15 protein-coding genes are annotated in these 18,050 nt (G+C 71.9%); 5 read left to right on the top strand and 10 right to left on the bottom strand.

The window, feature by feature from the left end; translation table 11 throughout:
• Positions 1-156: 156 nt before the first annotated feature.
• Together ACWF79_RS19595 and ACWF79_RS19590 are read right to left on the bottom strand one after the other, a co-directional pair.
• Complete coding sequence (locus tag ACWF79_RS19595) at positions 157-885, bottom strand: type 1 glutamine amidotransferase (protein WP_453729360.1); 729 nt, start codon at positions 883-885, stop codon at positions 157-159.
• Positions 886-904: 19 nt separating this feature from the next.
• The gene (locus ACWF79_RS19590; RefSeq protein ID WP_453729359.1) at positions 905-2,152 is read right to left on the bottom strand and encodes a MurT ligase domain-containing protein; all 1,248 of its coding nucleotides are present in this window, start codon (positions 2,150-2,152) and stop codon (positions 905-907) included.
• A 126-nt stretch (positions 2,153-2,278) separates the two neighbouring features.
• Between ACWF79_RS19590 and def the strand changes: the two genes are divergently transcribed.
• A complete protein-coding gene (gene def / locus ACWF79_RS19585) occupies positions 2,279-2,824 on the top strand; it encodes a peptide deformylase (protein ID WP_453729358.1) in 546 nt (181 codons plus the stop codon).
• Between the two features lie 142 nt (positions 2,825-2,966).
• Here def and ACWF79_RS19580 read toward each other — a convergent pair whose 3' ends face one another.
• Positions 2,967-3,614: a TetR family transcriptional regulator gene (locus tag ACWF79_RS19580; RefSeq protein ID WP_453729357.1), complete on the bottom strand. Its 648-nt coding sequence runs from the start codon at positions 3,612-3,614 to the stop codon at positions 2,967-2,969.
• Between the two features lie 163 nt (positions 3,615-3,777).
• On the opposite strand from ACWF79_RS19580, the gene ACWF79_RS19575 reads away from it, so the two are divergent.
• On the top strand, positions 3,778-5,007 hold the full coding sequence (locus ACWF79_RS19575) for an acyl-CoA dehydrogenase family protein (RefSeq protein WP_453729356.1): 1,230 nt from the start codon (positions 3,778-3,780) through the stop codon (positions 5,005-5,007).
• 53 nt (positions 5,008-5,060) lie between these two features.
• On the opposite strand, the gene ACWF79_RS19570 is transcribed toward ACWF79_RS19575, so the two are convergent.
• Positions 5,061-5,528 (bottom strand): VOC family protein, encoded by a 468-nt coding sequence (locus ACWF79_RS19570; protein ID WP_453729355.1) that lies wholly within the window; start codon positions 5,526-5,528, stop codon positions 5,061-5,063.
• Between the two features lie 136 nt (positions 5,529-5,664).
• On the opposite strand from ACWF79_RS19570, the gene ACWF79_RS19565 reads away from it, so the two are divergent.
• Entirely contained in the window at positions 5,665-7,032 is a 1,368-nt protein-coding gene (locus tag ACWF79_RS19565; protein ID WP_453729354.1) for a cytochrome P450, read from the top strand.
• Positions 7,033-7,080: 48 nt separating this feature from the next.
• Here ACWF79_RS19565 and ACWF79_RS19560 read toward each other — a convergent pair whose 3' ends face one another.
• Genes ACWF79_RS19560 through ACWF79_RS19545 form a run of 4 tightly spaced genes read right to left on the bottom strand, consistent with a single transcriptional unit; the run spans position 7,081 to position 11,870 of the window.
• Positions 7,081-7,866 carry a putative protein N(5)-glutamine methyltransferase gene (locus ACWF79_RS19560; protein WP_453729353.1) on the bottom strand — a complete coding sequence of 262 codons (786 nt, stop codon included), beginning with the start codon at positions 7,864-7,866 and terminating at the stop codon, positions 7,081-7,083.
• Between the two features lie 18 nt (positions 7,867-7,884).
• On the bottom strand, positions 7,885-8,370 hold the full coding sequence (locus ACWF79_RS19555; protein ID WP_453729352.1) for a glutathione peroxidase: 486 nt from the start codon (positions 8,368-8,370) through the stop codon (positions 7,885-7,887).
• Positions 8,371-8,419: 49 nt separating this feature from the next.
• Complete coding sequence (locus ACWF79_RS19550) at positions 8,420-9,283, bottom strand: acyl-CoA thioesterase (RefSeq protein WP_453729351.1); 864 nt, start codon at positions 9,281-9,283, stop codon at positions 8,420-8,422.
• 13 nt (positions 9,284-9,296) lie between these two features.
• On the bottom strand, positions 9,297-11,870 hold the full coding sequence (locus ACWF79_RS19545) for a DEAD/DEAH box helicase (protein WP_453729350.1): 2,574 nt from the start codon (positions 11,868-11,870) through the stop codon (positions 9,297-9,299).
• Between the two features lie 71 nt (positions 11,871-11,941).
• Between ACWF79_RS19545 and ACWF79_RS19540 the strand changes: the two genes are divergently transcribed.
• A complete protein-coding gene (locus ACWF79_RS19540) occupies positions 11,942-12,733 on the top strand; it encodes a metal-dependent hydrolase (protein WP_453729349.1) in 792 nt (263 codons plus the stop codon).
• Positions 12,734-12,947: 214 nt separating this feature from the next.
• Here the strand turns inward: ACWF79_RS19540 and ACWF79_RS19535 are convergent, their stop codons facing one another.
• Positions 12,948-14,729 carry an ABC transporter ATP-binding protein gene (locus tag ACWF79_RS19535; protein WP_453729348.1) on the bottom strand — a complete coding sequence of 594 codons (1,782 nt, stop codon included), beginning with the start codon at positions 14,727-14,729 and terminating at the stop codon, positions 12,948-12,950.
• Positions 14,726-16,534: an ABC transporter transmembrane domain-containing protein gene (locus tag ACWF79_RS19530; protein WP_453729347.1), complete on the bottom strand. Its 1,809-nt coding sequence runs from the start codon at positions 16,532-16,534 to the stop codon at positions 14,726-14,728. Before ACWF79_RS19530 ends, ACWF79_RS19535 begins: the two co-directional genes overlap by 4 nt.
• Positions 16,535-16,850: 316 nt before the next feature.
• Here ACWF79_RS19530 and ACWF79_RS19525 point away from each other — a divergent pair, with 316 nt between their 5' ends.
• Entirely contained in the window at positions 16,851-18,017 is a 1,167-nt protein-coding gene (locus tag ACWF79_RS19525) for a S1 family peptidase (RefSeq protein ID WP_453729346.1), read from the top strand.
• Positions 18,018-18,050: the final 33 nt, after the last annotated feature.

Here is an 18,050-nt window from a genome sequence, read left to right as displayed (position 1 = left end):
CTTTGCAACGTGGGCCGACTCCCGGACCACGTCGTCCGGTTGGATCCCCGCCACCCTATCGGTGCCGGATGGCGGGGCCGAACCGGTTGTCCACGGATTGGACACCGTATTGACTTACGCATCCCCTGCGCGCAGGGGCGCTCAGACGTGCACCCGTCAGGCGGGCTGGGTCGCCGCCGCGATGCGCTCGGCGCGCAGCGCCTCGTACCACCGGTCGTCGGTCGGCGGCAGCGCGTTGACGTCCAGGGCCAGCTTCAGGAGCAGGTCCGCGATCTGCGGGTTGCGGGCCATGACCGGGCCGTGCATGTACGTACCGAAGACGGTGTCGTTGTACGCGCCCTCGGTGCCGTCGCCCGTGCCGTTGCCCTTGCCCAGGACGGTGCGGGCGAACGGGCGGGCGGTCGGGCCGAGATGGGTGATGCCCTGGTGGTTCTCGAACCCGGTGAGCTGGGGGAGACCGAGGCGCGGGTCGATGTCCGCGAGGACGTCGCCGACGCACCGCTGGCCCTCGCCCCGGGTGGAGATCACGTCGATCAGACCGAGGCCGGGCTCGCGCTCGCCGAGGTCGTTGATGAACTCGTGGCCGAGGATCTGGTAGCCGGCGCAGACCGAGAAGATGATCGCGCCGTTGGACGCGGCACGCTCCAGGCCGCCGTCGCGGCGCAGCCGCTCGGCCGCGAGCCGCTGCGGCCGGTCCTCGCCGCCGCCGATCAGGTAGATGTCGCCGGAGGTCGGCACCGGCTGGTCGCTGCGGACGTCGACGCGCTGGACGTCCAGACCGCGCTGGCGGGCGCGGCGCTCGACGACGAGGGCGTTGCCCTGGTCGCCGTACGTGCTGAGCAGGTCCGGGTAGACCCAGACCAGGCGCAGGCTGCTCTCACTCATGCTGCAAGTCCTCTACGGGTCAGTTGCCGACGCGGCGGCGGACGTCCTGGAAGGCGGTGTAGTTGGCGATCAGCTCGATCTGGCCGGGCGGGGCCAGCTGGACCGCCTCGTCGAGCGACTCGCAGACGCGGAAGTCCACGCCCGCGACCTCCAGGCGGACCGCCAGGTCCAGCTTGCGGTCGCCGAGGACCATGATCGGGTGGCCGGCGAGCCGCCCGTAGTCCACGTCCCACAGCCAGGAGGTGTCCGTGCCGTCGGCGCCGCGCGCGTTGACGGAGAGGATCACCGGGGTCGGCGGCTGGTCGATGAGGGAAAACGTTTCGAGCCAGCCCGCCGGGTTCTTCGCGAGCAGCAGCCGCAGCTCCCTGCCCTGGAAGGTGACGACGTCGTAGCGGCCGGCCACGGCCTGCACCTGGTACATGCGCTCCAGGGCGACCTGCGGCGGGACGCCGAAGACGGCGGCGACGGCGGCCGAGGTGGCGGCGTTGGCCTTGTTGGCGCGGCCGGGCAGCTGGAGGTGGATCGGCCAGGCCGAACCGTGCGGGTCGAGGACGTGGTCGCCGTTGAGCGCCCAACTCGGCGCCGGGCGGCGGAATCCGCACTCGCCGCAGAACCAGTCGTCGCCCGGGCGCTGCATCACACCGCCGCAGGAGGGGCACGACCAGGCGTCGTCCTTCCACTCCTGGCCGGCGGCGACCCACACCACGTTGGGGGAGGAGGAGGCGGCCCACACGATCAGCGGGTCGTCGGCGTTGGCGATGACCACGGCCTTCGTACCGCTCAGGCCCTCGCGCCACTTCTCGGCGAGCATCCGGGTCTCGGCGGCGCGGTCCAGCTGGTCGCGGGAGAGGTTGAGCAGCGCGATCGCCTTGGGCGTGGTGTCCCGGGCGACGCCGGCGAGGTACTTCTCGTCGACCTCGATGACGCCGTACTTGGCGTCCGAGCCGCCGGCCAGGGCCGAGGTGATGCCTGCGGGCATGTTGGCGCCCAGCGCGTTGGAGACGACGGGGCCGCTGGCCCGCAGGGCCTCGGCGATCAGCCGGGTCGTGGTCGTCTTGCCGTTGGTCGCCGACACCAGGACGACGTCCAGATGCTGCGCGAGCCGACCCAGCAGGTCCGGGTCGAGCTTCAGCGCCACCTTGCCGCCGATCACCGATCCGCTGCCGCGTCCCGCCGCGCGCGACACCGCGGCCGCGGCCTTGCCCGCCGTCACGGCCAGCTTGGCGCGTGGCGACAGCGGCTCTGGATTCCCGGGGTGTCCTGACATCTTCCTTGTTCCTCCTTGCGTCGGTCCGGGCTCAGCCTATCGAGATCCGGACAGCGACCCGAACTGCGGCACCCCCGGGTCCCACGCCGAAACGACGAGGTCACGGCGGACCGTACCCTTACGCCCATGCGAAACCGGCCGATCCCCGGCAGTTCCGGCCACGTCCGAGCGATGACCCTGCTCGGCGAACCGGTCCTGCACACCCCCTGTGAACCCGTCGACGACTTCGGCCCCGAGCTGGCCCGGCTGGTCGAGGACATGTTCGCGACGATGTACGCCGCGAACGGCGTCGGCCTCGCGGCCAACCAGGTGGGCGTGGGGCTACGGGTCTTCGTGTACGACTGCCCGGACGACGACGAGGTCCGTCATCTCGGGCACCTGGTGAACCCGCGCCTGGTGGAGGCGGACGGGGACGTGATCCGGGGGCCGGAGGGCTGCCTGTCCCTGCCGGGGCTCGAGGCGCCGACGCCCCGCTTCGACCGCGCGGTCGTCGAGGGCGTGCTCCTGGACGGCACCCCGGCGCGCGTCGAGGGCACGGGCTTCTTCGCCCGCTGCCTCCAGCACGAGACGGACCACCTGGAGGGCGGGGTGTACGCGGACCGCGTGACGGGGTGGCGCAAGGCCCGCCTGACGCGGGCGATCAGGAAGGAGCCGTGGGGGCGGGACCGGTAGCTCCCGTGCCCGGGGCCTGAGGTGAACGGCCCAGGACGCGCGCCGCGGTCGTGGGTGTGCCCACCCTCCCCCGGGCTCTCGGCTTCGCTCGAGCAGGGGGGACCCCCATCGCCCAGCGGAACGATTGCCCACACCCGCGACCTCAGAACCCCGGCGCCCCGTCGCGGTCGCCCGCCTCGGCGAGCCGCCCCCACAGCAGGTCGGCCAGGGCGGTGACCAACTCCGCGCGCGAGCAAGGGCGTTCACCCAGCCACCAGTCGCCCGCCGCGTGCATCATGCCCACGATCCCGTGCCCCCAGATCCGTGCCTGCGCCTCGCCGACCGGGCCGAGGTCGATGCGTTCCGCGATGACCTGGCCGAGTTCCTCGCCCATCCGCCGCAGCACCGGCGCCGAGTGGCGGCCCACGTCGAAGCCCTGCTCGGCCTGGTGCGTCTCCTCGGAGGGGTGCATCAGGAAGCGGTAGACCTGCGGCAGTGCCTCGATCGAGGCGAGGTAGGTGTCGAGCGTGGACTCGACCCGCCGGCGCCGGTCGGCCGGTGCGTCGAGCGCGGCCCGCAGCGCGGCGAGCAGCGCGTCGGTGTGCCGGGTCGCCAGCGCCCGGTAGAGGCCGCCCTTGTCGCCGAAGTGCCGGTAGAGGATCGGCTTGGTGATCCCCGCCTCCGCCGCGATCGCGTTCATCGAGGCCTGGGGGCCGTCCCGGAGGACCACCCGGTCCGCCGCCTCCAGCAGTTCACGGCGCCGCTGGTCGGCCGGCTTCTGCTGTTCGGTGGTCCGGTGTGTGGTCTCCATAGCGTGTCTCCCCGCCCGTGCGAATTCCCTGAGGCTGTCGCAACGTAACACCCGAGCGGCACCCGGTGCCGGGCCGCCTGGAGTGCTCTGGCGCAGGTTGACAGGGCCTACCCGCGAGTAACAGACTGCTGTTACCGCAAGTAATGCACTGCTGGGAGGGAACATGGCCGAGTTCACGCTCGAACTCAACGACGACCAGAAGCAGGTCCGTGACTGGCTGCACGGATTCGCCGAGGACGTGATGCGCCCCGCCGCCGCCGAGTGGGACGAGCGTGAGGAGACTCCCTGGCCGATCATCCAGGAAGCCGCCAAGATCGGCATCTACTCTCTCGATTTCTATGCCCAGCAGTTCTTCGACCCGACCGGCCTCGGCATCCCCATGGCGATGGAGGAGCTCTTCTGGGGCGACGCGGGCATCGCCCTCTCCATCGTCGGCACCGGCCTCGCCGCCGTCGGCGTCCTCGCCAACGGCACCGAGGAGCAGATCGGCACCTGGATCCCGCAGATGTACGGCGACGTCGACGACGTCAAGGTCGCCGCCTTCTGCTCCTCCGAGCCCGACGCCGGCTCGGACGTGGCCTCCATGCGCACACGGGCCGTCTACGACGAGGCCAAGGACGAATGGGTCCTCAACGGCACCAAGACCTGGGCGACCAACGGCGGCATCGCCAACGTCCACGTCGTCGTCGCGGCCGTGGACCCGGAGCTCGGCTCCAAGGGGCACGCCTCCTTCATCGTGCCGCCGCACACCCCCGGTCTCTCCCAGGGCCAGAAGTTCCAGAAGCACGGCATCCGCGCCTCGCACACCGCCGAGGTCGTCCTCGAAGACGTCCGCGTGCCCGGCCACTGCCTCCTCGGCGGCAAGGAGAAGCTGGACGAGCGCCTGGCCCGGGCCCGTGAGAAGGCGAAGGCCGGCGGGGGAGAGAGGGTCAAGAACGCGGCCATGGCGACCTTCGAGGCCTCCCGCCCCGCCGTCGGTGCCATGGCCGTCGGCACGGCCCGCGCCGCGTACGAGGTCGCCCTCGACTACGCCAAGACCCGCGAGCAGTTCGGCCGCCCGATCATCGACAACCAGGGCGTCGCCTTCCAGCTGGCCGACATGCGTACCCAGATCGACGCCGCCCGGCTCCTGGTCTGGCGTGCCTCCTGGATGGCGACCACCGGCAAGCCGTTCACGTCGGCCGAGGGCTCGATGTCCAAGCTGTACGCGAGCGAGGTCGCCAAGAAGGTCACCGGCCAGGCCATCCAGATCCTCGGCGGCAACGGCTACACCCGCGAGTACCCGGTGGAGCGCATGCACCGCGACGCGGCGATCTACACGATCTTCGAGGGCACGAGCGAGATCCAGCGCCTGGTGATCGCCCGTACCCTCTCGGGGATGCCGATCCGCTGACGTCCACGACGTGACCTCCCTGGCCCCGCGCGACGGTGCCAGGGAGGTCACGGTCACACCACGCAGAACTCGTTCCCCTCCGGGTCCTGGAGCACCACCGCGTAGTGGTCCATCCCGTTCGGCTCGTCCATCGTGTTCAGGATCGTCGCCCCCAGGGCCGTCAGGCGGGCCACTTCGCCGTCCACCCGCTCGCGCCGCACCGCCAGGGGGACGTCCCGGCCGCCGCCGACCTTCAGGTCCAGGTGCAGCCGGTTCTTGACCGTCTTCGGCTCGGGGACCCGCTGGAACCAGAACCTCGGACCGACCCCCTTCGGGTCCACGAGGGACTCGGGCAGGTCGTCGCCCTCCTCGGGCAGCTCCTCCTCGGGCACACCGATCGCCGCCCAGTACGTCCGCCAGCTCTCGTGCCCCCCGGGCGGCGGCTGCGGCACGTACCGCAATGCCTCCGCCCAGAAACGTACGAGCCGTTGCGGCTCCGCGCAGTCGATGGTGATCTGCAGAGACATCTCGATCGGTTCCATGGTGCGAGCGTCCCAGACGCCACCGACAATCGGCCCGACCGGCCGAAATCCGGCCGCCGGCGCGGTCATTGGCTACCGGCGGCGCACCGGCTGCGGGACAATCGCCGCCGGTGACGATCAAAGGGGCAACGCACACATGGCTACGACCAGCACCGCGATCCCGGGACCGGCGGGGCTTCCCCTGCTCGGCTCGATGCTCGACCTCAAGAACGACTCGCTCGGCACCTTCCTGAACGCCCGGCGCGTCCACGGAGACGTCGTCAGGATCACCGCCGGTCCGCCGGGAGTGCGCGCCACCCTCTACGGCATCTTCTCCGCAGAAGGGGCCCAGCAGGTCCTCGCCACCCAGTCCGCCAACTTCCGCAAGGACAACGCCTTCTACCAGGAAGTCCGCGAGTCCTTCGGCAACGGCCTGCTGACCAGCCAGGACGAGGACTACCTGCGCCAGCGCCGGCTCGTCCAGCCGCTCTTCACCCGCCGCCGCGTCGACAGCTACGCCGAGGCGATCGCCACCGAGACGGCGACCGTCGTCGAGAAGTGGCGCACCGCGCCCGACGCCACCGTCGACGTCCTCGACGAGATGCACCGGCTCGCGCTGCGCGCCGTCGCCCGCATCCTCTTCGGCACGGACGTCGACGCCGCCGTCGAGATCATCGAGCGCGAGCTCCCGGTCCTGGGCGACTACGTCCTGCGCCGCGGCCTCTCGCCCCTCAACATCCCCCGTGACTGGCCCACCCCCGGCAACCGCCGGGCCGCCGCCGCGCACGAGGAGCTGTACGCCGTCTGCGACCGGATCATCGCCGAGCGGCGCGGAGCGACAGGCGGCCCCGACGACGCGCAGGACCTGCTGACCCTCCTCGCCGAGGCCGAGAGCGCCGAGGACGGCAGCTTCGACGCGCAGGAACTCCGCGAGCACGTCCTCGTGTTCCTGCTCGCCGGCCACGAGACGACCGCGACGTCCCTCGGCTTCGCCCTCCACCTCCTGGCCCGCCACCCCGACCATCGGAAGCGGGCCCACGACGAGGTCGACCGCGTCCTCGCCGGCCGCACCCCCGGCGCCGCCGACCTCGACGCCCTGCCCTTCCTCACCCAGGTCCTCAAGGAGGCCATGCGGCTCTTCCCCGCCGGGCCGGTCATCGGACGCCGAGCGGTCGCCGCCACCGAGATCGACGGCCACACCATCCCGGCCGGCGCCGATGTGATCGTCGCCCCCTGGGTCACGCACCGGCACCCCGCGTACTGGGAGGACCCCGAGCGCTTCGACCCCGACCGCTTCACGCCCGAGGCGGAGGCGGCCCGCCCCCGCTACGCCTGGTTCCCGTTCGGAGGCGGGCCGCGCGCCTGCATCGGCCAGCACTTCTCGATGCTGGAGTCCGTCATCGCGCTGGCGATGATGCTCCAGGCCTACGACCTGGAGGCGGTCGACACCGAGGTACCGGTCGCCGCGGCGGTCACCCTCCGCGCGGCCGGACCGGCACGCTGCCGGCTCCGCCCCCGTAGGTAGGGGACGGGCCGGGGCGGGCCTCCCGGTCAGGTCACCCCGGTCGGCTGGTCACCGGGTCGCGACGACCACCGTCGCGTACCACTCCTCCGAGGTGACCACCCGGGGCGCCAGGCCGTGCCCGCCGACCGCCTCGACGGCGCGGGCGGCCTGCTGCTCGGACGTCTCCACCAGCAGGTGCCCGCCCGGCGCCAGCCAGTCGGCGGCCCGAGCCGCCACCCTGCGCAGCACGTCGAGCCCGTCCGAGCCGCCGTCCAGCGCGACCAGCGGCTCGTGCTCGCGCGCCTCCGGAGGCAGCAGCCCGATGTCCTCGGTCGGTACGTACGGCACGTTGGCGACCAGCACCTCGACCCGGCCGCGCAGCGCGTCCGGGAGCGGGGCGAAGAGGTCGCCCTCGAAGACCCGGCCGCCGCGCGGCTCGATGTTGCGCCGCGCGCAGCGCACGGCGGCGGGCTCGATGTCCGAGGCGTACACCTCGGCGCCCGCCACGGCCGAGAGCAGCACCGCCCCCGCCGCGCCGGACCCGCAGCACAGGTCGACGCAGAGGGCCCCGGGACCGGCCAGGCCCACGGCCTGCTCGACGAGGAACTCGGTACGCCGTCGGGGCACGAACACCCCCGCGTCGACGGCGATCCGCAGCCCGGCGAAGGCGGCCCAGCCCACGACGTGCTCGATGGGCAGGCCGCCGGCCCGCCGCTCGATCATCGCGTCGAGTTCGCCGACGTCGCGGGCGGTGGAGAAGAGCAGCTCCGCCTCGTCCTCGGCGAACACGCAGCCCGCGGCGCGCAGGCGGGAGACGGTGGTGGAACGCAGGGAGAAGGAGGGGTCGATCGACATGGATTCGCCTGCGCCCGCTCAGGCGGACAGCAGCGCCTCGATGGCGGCCACGACCTCCGGGGCCTCCGGCTCGGTGCGCGGACGGAAGCGGGTGACCTGCCCGTCGCGGCCGATCAGGAACTTCTCGAAGTTCCACTGCACGTCCCCGGACTCGCCCTCCGCGTCCGCGACCTTCGTCAGCTCCGTGTAGAGGGGGTGACGCGCCTCACCGTTCACATCCGTCTTCTCCAGGAGAGGAAACGTCACGCCGTACGAGGTGGAGCAGAAGGTCTGGATCTCCTCCGCGCTGCCCGGCTCCTGGCCGAGGAACTGGTTGCACGGCACACCGAGCACCGTGAAGCCGCGGTCCCCGTACTGCTTCTGCAGCCGCTCAAGGCCCGCGTACTGCGGCGTCAGGCCGCACTTGGAGGCCACGTTGACGACCAGGACGGCCTGGTCGCGGTAGTCGGCCAGCGAGATCGGGTCACCGGACAGGGTGCGCAGGGGAATGTCGTACAGGCTCATGGTCGGCTCCTCTTCGAGACTCGTATGGCGCTCACCCTACGACCCCTGGTCACAGCTTCCTGAACAGTCCCTCCTGCACCACCGACACCAGCATCCGTCCCTCGCGGTCGTAGATACGGCCGCGGGCCAGGCCCCGGCCGCCCGTCGCGATCGGGGACTCCTGGTCGTAGAGGAACCACTCGTCGGCGCGGAAGGGGCGGTGGAACCACATCGCGTGGTCCAGGGACGCCATGTCGAAGCCGCGCGGGCCCCAGAGCGGCTCGACCGGGATACGGACCGCGTCCAGGAGCGTCATGTCGGAGGCGTACGTCAGCGCGCACGTGTGCACCAGCGGGTCGTCGCCCAGCGGGCCCACCGCACGCATCCACACCGCGCTGCGCGGGTCCGCGCCGGTCACCTCGTCCTTCGACCACCGCAGCCGGTCCACGTAACGGATGTCGAACGGCTGCCGCCGCGCCATCCGCTCCAGGGCCTCCGGCAGCACGCCCAGATGGTCGCGGATCTCGTCGGCGAGCTTCGGCAGGGTCTCCGGGTCCGTCAGGTGCCGGGGCGGCAGCTGGTGCTCGAACCCGGCCTCCTCCGGCAGGTGGAAGGAGGCGGTCAGGTTGAAGATCGTCCGGCCCTGCTGGATCGCCGTGACCCGGCGGGTGGTGAAGGAACGCCCGTCCCGCACCCGCTCCACCTGGTAGACGATCGGCACGCCCGGCCGGCCCGGACGCAGGAAGTACGAGTGCAGGGAGTGCACCGGCCGGTCGGCCTCCGTGGTGCGCCCGGCCGCCACCAGGGCCTGGCCGGCGACCTGCCCGCCGAAGACCCGCTGCAGCGACTCCTGCGGGCTCTGGCCACGGAAGATGTTGTCCTCGATCTGCTCCAGATCGAGCAGGTCGACGAGTCTCTCGGCGGGGTTGGTCACCTCAACGCTCCTTCTACAGCTGTCCGACGGACGTCACGCGGACGATCGCGCGGCCCTCCTCGTCGGAGGCGGCGAGATCCACCTCCGCGCTGATGCCCCAGTCATGGTCGCCGTTCGGGTCGGCGAAGGTCTGCCGGACGCGCCACAGGCCGTGCGCCGCGTCCTCCTCGATGTTCAGCAGCTTCGGACCGCGCGCGTCCGGGCCCGTACCCAGGTCGTCGTACTCGTCCCAGTACGCGTCCATCGCCTCGCCCCACGCGTCCGCGTCCCAGCCCGACTCGGCGTCCAGCTCGCCCAGCGCGTCCACGTTGTCCAGGGCCGCCAGCTCCACCCGGCGGAACATCGCGTTGCGCACCAGGACCCGGAAGGCGCGCGCGTTCGCGGTGACCGGCTTGACCTGGTCGGCCTTCTCCTGGGCCTCCTCGGCCGTCTCGACCTCCGGGTTCGCCAGCTGCTCCCACTCGTCGAGCAGCGAGGAGTCGACCTGGCGCACCATCTCGCCGAGCCACTCGATCAGATCCTGGAGGTCCTCGGTCTTGAGGTCGTCCGGGATCGTGTGGTCCAGCGCCTTGTACGCGCTCGCCAGATAGCGCAGCACGATGCCCTCGGTCCGCGCCAGCTCGTACCAGGACGTGAACTCCGTGAAGGTCAGCGCCCGTTCGTACATGTCACGGATGACGGACTTCGGCGAGACCGGGTGGTCGCCGACCCACGGGTGGGACTTCCGGTACACGTTGTACGCGTGCCAGAGCAGCTCCTCCAGCGGCTTCGGGTACGAGATCTCCTGGAGCCGCTCCATCCGCTCCTCGTACTCGACGCCGTCCGCCTTCATCCGGCCGACCGCCTCGCCGCGCGCCTTGTTCTGCATCGCGGCGAGGATCTGACGCGGGTCGTCGAGCGTCGACTCGACGACGGAGACCATGTCCAGGGCGTACGAGGGGGATTCGGGGTCGAGCAGGTCGAACGCGGCGAGCGCGAACGTCGACAGCGGCTGGTTCAGCGCGAAGTCCTGCTGGAGGTCGACCGTGAGCCGGATCGTGCGGCCCTCGGCGTCCGGCTTGTCGAGCTGCTCCACCACGCCGCCGTCGAGCAGCGAGCGGTAGATCGCGATGGCCCGGCGGATGTGCCGCAGCTGCGCCTTGCGCGGCTCGTGGTTGTCCTCCAGGAGCTTGCGCATCGCGTCGAAGGCGTTGCCGGGGCGGGCGATCACCGAGAGCAGCATGATGTTGGTGACCTTGAAGCGGGAGGTCAGGGGCTCCGGTTCGGCGGCGATCAGCTTCTCGAAGGTGGTGTCGCTCCAGGCGACGAAGCCCTCCGGAGCCTTCTTGCGCACCACCTTGCGGCGCTTCTTCGGGTCGTCGCCCGCCTTGGCGAGCGCCTTCTCGTTCTCGATGACATGCTCGGGCGCCTGCGCCACCACCAAACCGGCCGTGTCGAAGCCCGCCCGGCCCGCCCGGCCGGCGATCTGGTGGAACTCCCGCGCGCGCAGCGTCCGCACCCGGTTGCCGTCGTACTTCGTCAGGGCCGTGAACAGCACCGTACGGATGGGCACGTTGACGCCCACGCCGAGCGTGTCCGTCCCGCAGATCACCTTCAGCAGGCCCGCCTGCGCCAGCTTCTCCACCAGACGCCGGTACTTCGGCAGCATGCCGGCGTGGTGCACGCCGATGCCGTGGCGGACGTAACGCGAGAGGTTCTGGCCGAACTTGGTGGTGAAGCGGAAGTTGCCGATCAGCTCGGCGATCTTGTCCTTCTCCTCCCGCGAGCACATGTTGATGCTCATCAGCGACTGCGCCCGCTCGACGGCCTGCGCCTGTGTGAAGTGCACGATGTACACCGGAGCCTGCTTGGTCTCCAGAAGCTCGGTCAGCGTGTCCGTGATGGGCGTCAGCCGGTACTCGTAGGAGAGCGGCACCGGCCGCGTCGCCGAGCGGACCACCGAGGTCGGGCGGCCCGTGCGCCGGGTCAGGTCCTTCTCGAACATCGACACGTCGCCGAGCGTCGCCGACATCAGCACGAACTGTGCCTGCGGAAGCTCCAGGATCGGGATCTGCCAGGCCCAGCCGCGGTCCTGCTCCGCGTAGAAGTGGAACTCGTCCATCACGACCTGGCCGATGTCGGCGTACTTGCCGTCGCGCAGCGCGATGGAGGCCAGCACCTCGGCCGTGCAGCAGATCACGGGCGCGTCCGCGTTCACGGACGCGTCGCCGGTCAGCATGCCCACGTTCTCGGTGCCGAAGAGCTTGCAGAGGTCGAAGAACTTCTCCGACACCAGCGCCTTGATCGGCGCGGTGTAGAAGGTCACCTGGTCGTTGGCCAGCGCCGTGAAGTGGGCCGCCGCCGCGACCAGCGACTTTCCCGAACCGGTGGGGGTGGACAAGATCACGTTCGCCCCGGAGACCACCTCGATCAGCGCCTCCTCCTGGGCCGGGTAGAGCGTGATGCCCCGGCCCTCCGCCCAGGAGGAGAAAGCCTCGAAGAGGGCGTCGGGGTCGGCGTTCGGCGGCAGCTGATCGATAAGGGTCACGCCCCCATCTTGCCTGGATTCCGCCCGGAGGAGGGAACCGGCCACCGGCCGCAAGATCACGGACGATACGCTGGCCCGTCGACCGGCCGTCAACTGAGCGCCGGCACCGAAGGAATGGGGCGGGAACAAGCATGATGGGACCGGCGCACTCGCTGTCCGGAGCGGCGGCCTGGCTGGGCGTCGGAGCGGCGGCGGCCGCCGCCGGCCACCCGATGCCGTGGCCGGTTGTTGTCGTCGGAGCGCTCATCTGCGCGGGCGCGGCGCTCGCCCCCGACCTCGACCACAAGTCCGCGACCATCTCGCGCGCCTTCGGACCCATCTCCAAGGGGCTGTGCGAGATCGTCGACAAGCTCTCGTACGCCGTCTACAAGTCGACGCGCTCCACCGCCGACCCCCGCCGCTCGGGCGGGCACCGCACGCTCACCCACACCTGGCTCTGGGCGGTCCTCATCGGCGTCGGCGCCTCGGTCCTGGCCATCACCGGCGGCCGCTGGGCCGTCCTCGGCATCCTCTTCGTCCACCTCGTGCTCGCCGTGGAAGGCCTGCTGTGGCGGGCCGCCCGGATGTCCAGCGACATCCTGGTCTGGCTGCTCGGCGCCACCAGCGCCTGGATCCTCGCGGGCGTCCTGGACCAGCCGGGCAACGGCGCCGACTGGCTGTTCACCGCCCCCGGGCAGGAGTACCTCTGGCTGGGCCTGCCGATCGTCCTGGGCGCCCTCGTGCACGACATCGGTGACGCCCTGACCGTCTCCGGCTGCCCGATCCTGTGGCCGATTCCCGTCGGGCGCAAGCGCTGGTACCCGGTCGGGCCGCCGAAGGTGATGCGGTTCCGCGCGGGCAGCTGGGTCGAGCTGAAGGTCCTCATGCCGGCGTTCATGCTGCTCGGCGGCGTCGGCGGGGCGTCGGCGCTCGGCTACATCTAGCGACGGTACGACGGTGGGCCCGCCCCCTCCCGGGGCGGGCCCACCGTCATGTCGGCCCGATCAAGCCGTCATGCTGTCGACGGATTCACTCCGTCATGCCAGGCGTGCCACGACCGGTCATGTCGACGGAGTCACGCCGTCATGCCGGCCGTGCCACGACCGGTCATGTCGACGGAGTCACTCCGTCATGCCGGCCGTGCCACGACCGGTCCGGTCAGCCGTGCCACGACCGCCACAGCGCCGCGTACGCGCCGTCCGCCGCGACCAGCTCGTCGTGGCTGCCCAGCTCGCTGATCCGGCCCTCCTCGACCACCGCGATCACGTCCGCGTCGTGCGCGGTGTGCAGCCGGTGGGCGATCGCGACGACCGTACGGCCGTCGAGGACCCGGGCCAGCGAGCGCTCCAGATGGCGGGCCGCGCGCGGGTCCAGGAGCGAGGTCGCCTCGTCCAGGACCAGCGTGTGCGGGTCGGCGAGGACCAGGCGGGCCAGGGCGATCTGCTGGGCCTGCGCCGGGGTGAGCGCGAGCCCGCCCGAGCCGACCTCGGTGTCCAGGCCCTCGTCGAGGGCCCGCGCCCAGCCGTCCGCGTCGACCGCGCCGAGCGCCGCCCACAGCTCGGCGTCCGCCGCGCCCGTCCGCGCGAGCAGCAGGTTGTCGCGGAGCGAGCCGACGAAGACGTGGTGCTCCTGGTTGACCAGGGCCACGTGCTCGCGGATCCGCTCGGCGGGCATCTTCGCCAGCTCGGCCGCGCCGAGCGTCACCGAGCCGGTGCGCGGGGCGTAGATGCCCGCGAGCAGCCGGCCGAGCGTCGACTTGCCCGCGCCCGACGGGCCGACCAGCGCGAGCCGGGTCCCCGGGGCGACGTCCATCGACACCCGGTGCAGCACGTCCACGCCCTCGCGGTAGCCGAAACGCACCTCGTCGGCCCGGACGTCACGGCCATCGGGGCGTACGGCCCCGTCGCCCGCGTCCGGCTCGATCTCGCGCACACCCACAAGCCGGGCGAGCGACACCTGGGCCACCTGAAGCTCGTCGTACCAGCGCAGGACGATCCCGACCGGCTCGACCAGCATCTGCGCGAGCAGCGCGCCCGTGGTCAGCTGACCGACGTCCATCCAGCCCTGGAGTACGAAGACCCCGCCGAGCAGCAGGACGCCCGCCAGGACGAGGGTGTGGGTGATGTTGACGACCGGGAAGAGCACCGCCCGCAGGAAGAGGGTGTACCGCTCCCAGGCCGTCCACTCGGCGATCCGCCGGTTCGACAGGGCGACACGGCGCGCGCCCAGGCGGTGCGCCTCGATCGTGCGGCCCGCGTCGACCGTCTCCGCGAGCACACCGGCGACCGCCGCGTACCCGGCGGCCTCCGAGCGGTACGCCGACGGCGCCCGCTTGAAGTACCAGCGGCAGCCGACGACGAGCAGGGGAGCGGCGATCGCGATCGCGAGGGCGAGCGGGGGCGCGGTGGCGACAAGACCGCCGATCAGCAGGCCTGCCCAGACCACGCCGATCGCCAGCTGGGGCACGGCCTCCCGCATGGCGTTGGCCAGCCGGTCGATGTCCGTGGTGATACGGGACAGCAGGTCACCGGTCCCGGCCCGCTCCAGGACGCCGGGCGGTAGCCCGACCGACCGTACGAGGAAGTCCTCGCGCAGGTCCGCGAGCATCTCCTCGCCGAGCATCGCGCCGCGCAGCCGCACGAGCCGCACGAAGAAGGTCTGGACGAGGAGAGCGGCCACGAACAGAGCGACCGTGCGGGTCAGATGCAGGTCGCGCGCCCCCTCGGAGAGCCGCTCGACGAGCGTGCCCAGGAGGTACGGGCCCACCATCGAGGCGATCACCGCGACCATGTTGACGCCGACGAGCAGGGCGAACGCCCTGCGGTGGCGGCGCAGCAGCTCACGTACGTAGCTCCGCACGGTCGCCGTCGTGCCCACGGGCAGGGTCGTCGCCGACGTCGGGGCCGCCGGGTCGTACTCCGGTGGCGCCAGGCCGATCATGCCGACTCTCCTTCCAGCTCGGCTTCGAGCTTCTTGACCAGCACCGGGGTTCCCAGGGCCTGTTCGTCGTCCGTCTCACGGGTGACGACGGCCCGGTAGCGCGGTTCGGTACGCAGCAGGTCGCGGTGGGTGCCGACGGCCACCACCTCGTCGTCGTGGACCAGGGCCACCCGGTCCGCCCGGTCGAGCAGCAGCGGCGAGGAGGCAAGCACCACCGTCGTACGTCCCTCGCGCAGCTCCCGCACCCCGGCGGCGACACGCGCCTCGGTGTGCGAGTCGACCGCGGAGGTCGGCTCGTCGAGCACCAGCACCTCCGGGTCCGTCACCAGGGAACGGGCCAGCGCCAGGCGCTGGCGCTGGCCACCGGAGAGGGACCGGCCGCGCTCGGTGATCCGTGTCCTCATCGGGTCGCCGTCGGTGTCCACGGACGCCTGCGCGAGCGCGTCGAGCACGTCCCCGCACTGCGCAGCCCGCAGCGCCTCCTCGGGCCGGACCGCGCCTGAGGAGGGCACGTCGAGCAGCTCGTGGAGCGTGCCGGAGAGCAGGACGGGGTCCTTGTCCTGGACCAGCACGACGGTCCGTGCGGTGTCCAGGTCCAGTTCGTCCAAGGGCACCCCGCCGAGCAGGACCGAGGTGTGTCCCTCGCCCGGCTCCGTGGGGTGGCCGCCGAGCCGGTCCGCGAGCCGGCCGGCCGCGTCCGGGTCGCCGCAGACGACGGCCGTGAAGCGGCCGGCGGGTGCGAGCAGCCCGGTGACCGGGTCGTACAGATCGCCCGTCGCCTCGCCGTGGCCGTCCGCCGTCGTCGTGGTCGTCCGCGCGAGCGCGAGCACCCGGGCCGCGCGCTTGGCGGAGGGCCGGGAGAAGGAGTACGCCATGGCGATCTCCTCGAAGTGGCGCAGCGGATGGAGCAGCAGCGCCACCGCGCCGTAGACGGTGACCAGTTCACCGACCGCGATCCGCCCGTCGAGCGCGAGTCGCGCCCCGTAGGCGAGCACGCCCACCAGGAGCAGCCCCGGAAGCAGCACCTGTACGGCCGCGATCAGGGCCCACATCCGCGCGCTGCGGACGGCCGCGTGCCGGACCTCCTGCGAGGCGGCGCGGTAGCGGCCGAGGAACAGCTCCTCGCCACCGATGCCGCGCAGCACCCGCAGCCCGGCCACGGTGTCCGAGGCCAGTTCGGTGGCCCGGCCCGCCTTCTCGCGCTGGATGTCGGCCCTGCGCGTGGCGCGGGGGAGGAGCGGCAGGACGGCCAGCATGAGCACCGGCACGCCCACCGCGACGACCACGCCGAGCGCGGGCTGGTGGACGACGAGGCCCACGCAGACCAGGACCACGGCCAGCGCGGCGGCGGCGAACCGGGACAGCGCCTCGACGAACCAGCCGATCTTCTCGACGTCGCCCGTGGAGACGGCGACGACCTCACCGGCGGCGACCCGACGGGTGAGGACCGAGCCGAGTTCGGCGGTCTTGCGCGAGAGGAGCTGCTGGACGCGGGCGGCGGCGGTGATCCAGTTCGTGACGGCGACGCGGTGCAGCATCATGTCGCCGACCGCGATGCCCCCGCCGAGCAGGGCGAGCAGCCCGCCCGCGAGCGCCAGGCGTCCGCCGTCGCGGTCCACGACGGCCTGCACGGCCACTCCGACGGCGAGCGAGAGGCCGACGATGGAGACCTGCAGGAGCAGGCCCCACAGAAGTGCCTTCACCTGCCCGCCGAGTTGGTTGCGGCCGAGCCAGAGGAGGAACCGGGTGCCCGAGCGGACATCGGGGACCCCTGGGTCGGCGTACGGTAGATCGCGAATCTGCATGGCGTCCCAGGGTCTTCCGCTGAGTCGGGGAATGGCTCAAACCGTGCAAGGTTCGCGCCCGACGACCGCCCGCGGCAATCGATTTTCCGCATCGGGGCACAGAACAGGCCAAGGTCCACCAGAACCACCCCGGCCTGCTCGTGACCGCTTTCCGCCGCCCGTGCCGTCATTTCCTGCGCACCTCTGTGCAGCCGCCGACCGAGCCCCTACTCTCCCTTTCTGAGAGCGCTCTCATTGCGCACTCGGAGCGTTCCCGGCACCACACGCACCCGATGTTCCCTCCCCACACCCAGGAACAGCAGAAGGGTTCACGACCGTGAGACGCACCAGTGGAAGCAGTAGCACCAGAAGAATCGGCTTACGTACCGTCCTCTCCGCCCTGCTCCTCGTCGCCACCTGGGGCGGCGCCGCCCTCGCCCCCTCGACCGCCGCCGCCGCGACCCCTGACCCCGAGGCGTCACCCGGGCTGATCGCCGCCATGCAGCGGGACCTGGGCCTGACGGAGCGGCAGGCGCGCACCCGCCTCGCCCAGGAGAAGGCGGCGTTCGCCCTCCAGCCCTCCGCCGAACGAGCGGCGGGCGCCGAGTTCGCCGGGACGTGGTTCGACGCGGACACCGGTCGGCTGACCGTCGCCGTGACGAGCCGCCAGAAGGCCGAGAGTGTACGGAAGGCCGGCGCCGACGCCCGGGTCGTCACCCACTCCGCCGCCCGGCTCGACGCGGTCAAGCAGCGCATCGACCGCCTCAAGGCACCTGCAGCCGTGGGCAGTTGGCACGTCGACGTGCGGGCCAACGAGGTGGTCGTCCAGGTCGCCGCCGACCGGATCGGCAGCGCCGACGTCACGGCCTTCCTGGAGCGCGCCCGCGCCGCCGGACCCGTACGGGTCGCGACCGTCCACGCGGCGCCGACCACCTTCGCCGCCGGGACCGTCGGCGGAGACCCGTACTACACCCACCAGTACCGCTGCTCCATCGGCTTCTCGGTGCACGGCGGCTTCGTCACGGCCGGGCACTGCGGCACGCCCGGCACCTTCGTGCGCGGCTGGGACCGCTCCGACATGGGCACGTTCCAGGGCTCCTCGTTCCCAGGGGACGACATGGCGTGGGTGCGCACCGGCCACGGCTGGTGGACCGTGCCCGTGGTGTACGGCTGGGGGCAGACCTCCGACCGGCTGGTGCGCGGCTCCTGGGAGGCCCCCGTCGGCTCGTCCGTCTGCCGCTCCGGCTCCACGACGAAATGGCACTGCGGAACGGTGCTCGGCAAGAACGAGACCGTCAACTACAGTCAGGGCGCCGTGTACCAGATGACCCGTACGAACGTCTGCGCCGAAGGGGGTGACTCGGGAGGCTCGTTCATCACCGGCGACCAGGCCCAGGGCGTGACCTCCGGCGGCTGGGGCAACTGCTCCTCCGGCGGCAACACCTGGTTCCAGCCGGTGAACGAGATCCTGGGCCGCTACGGCCTGACCTTGCACACGGCCTGACCCTGCGCACGGCCTGACCCGCGCCTCCCGGCC

Source organism: Streptomyces sp. NPDC054975 (assembly GCF_053609105.1).
This window is presented reverse-complemented; position numbering and strand designations above follow the sequence as displayed.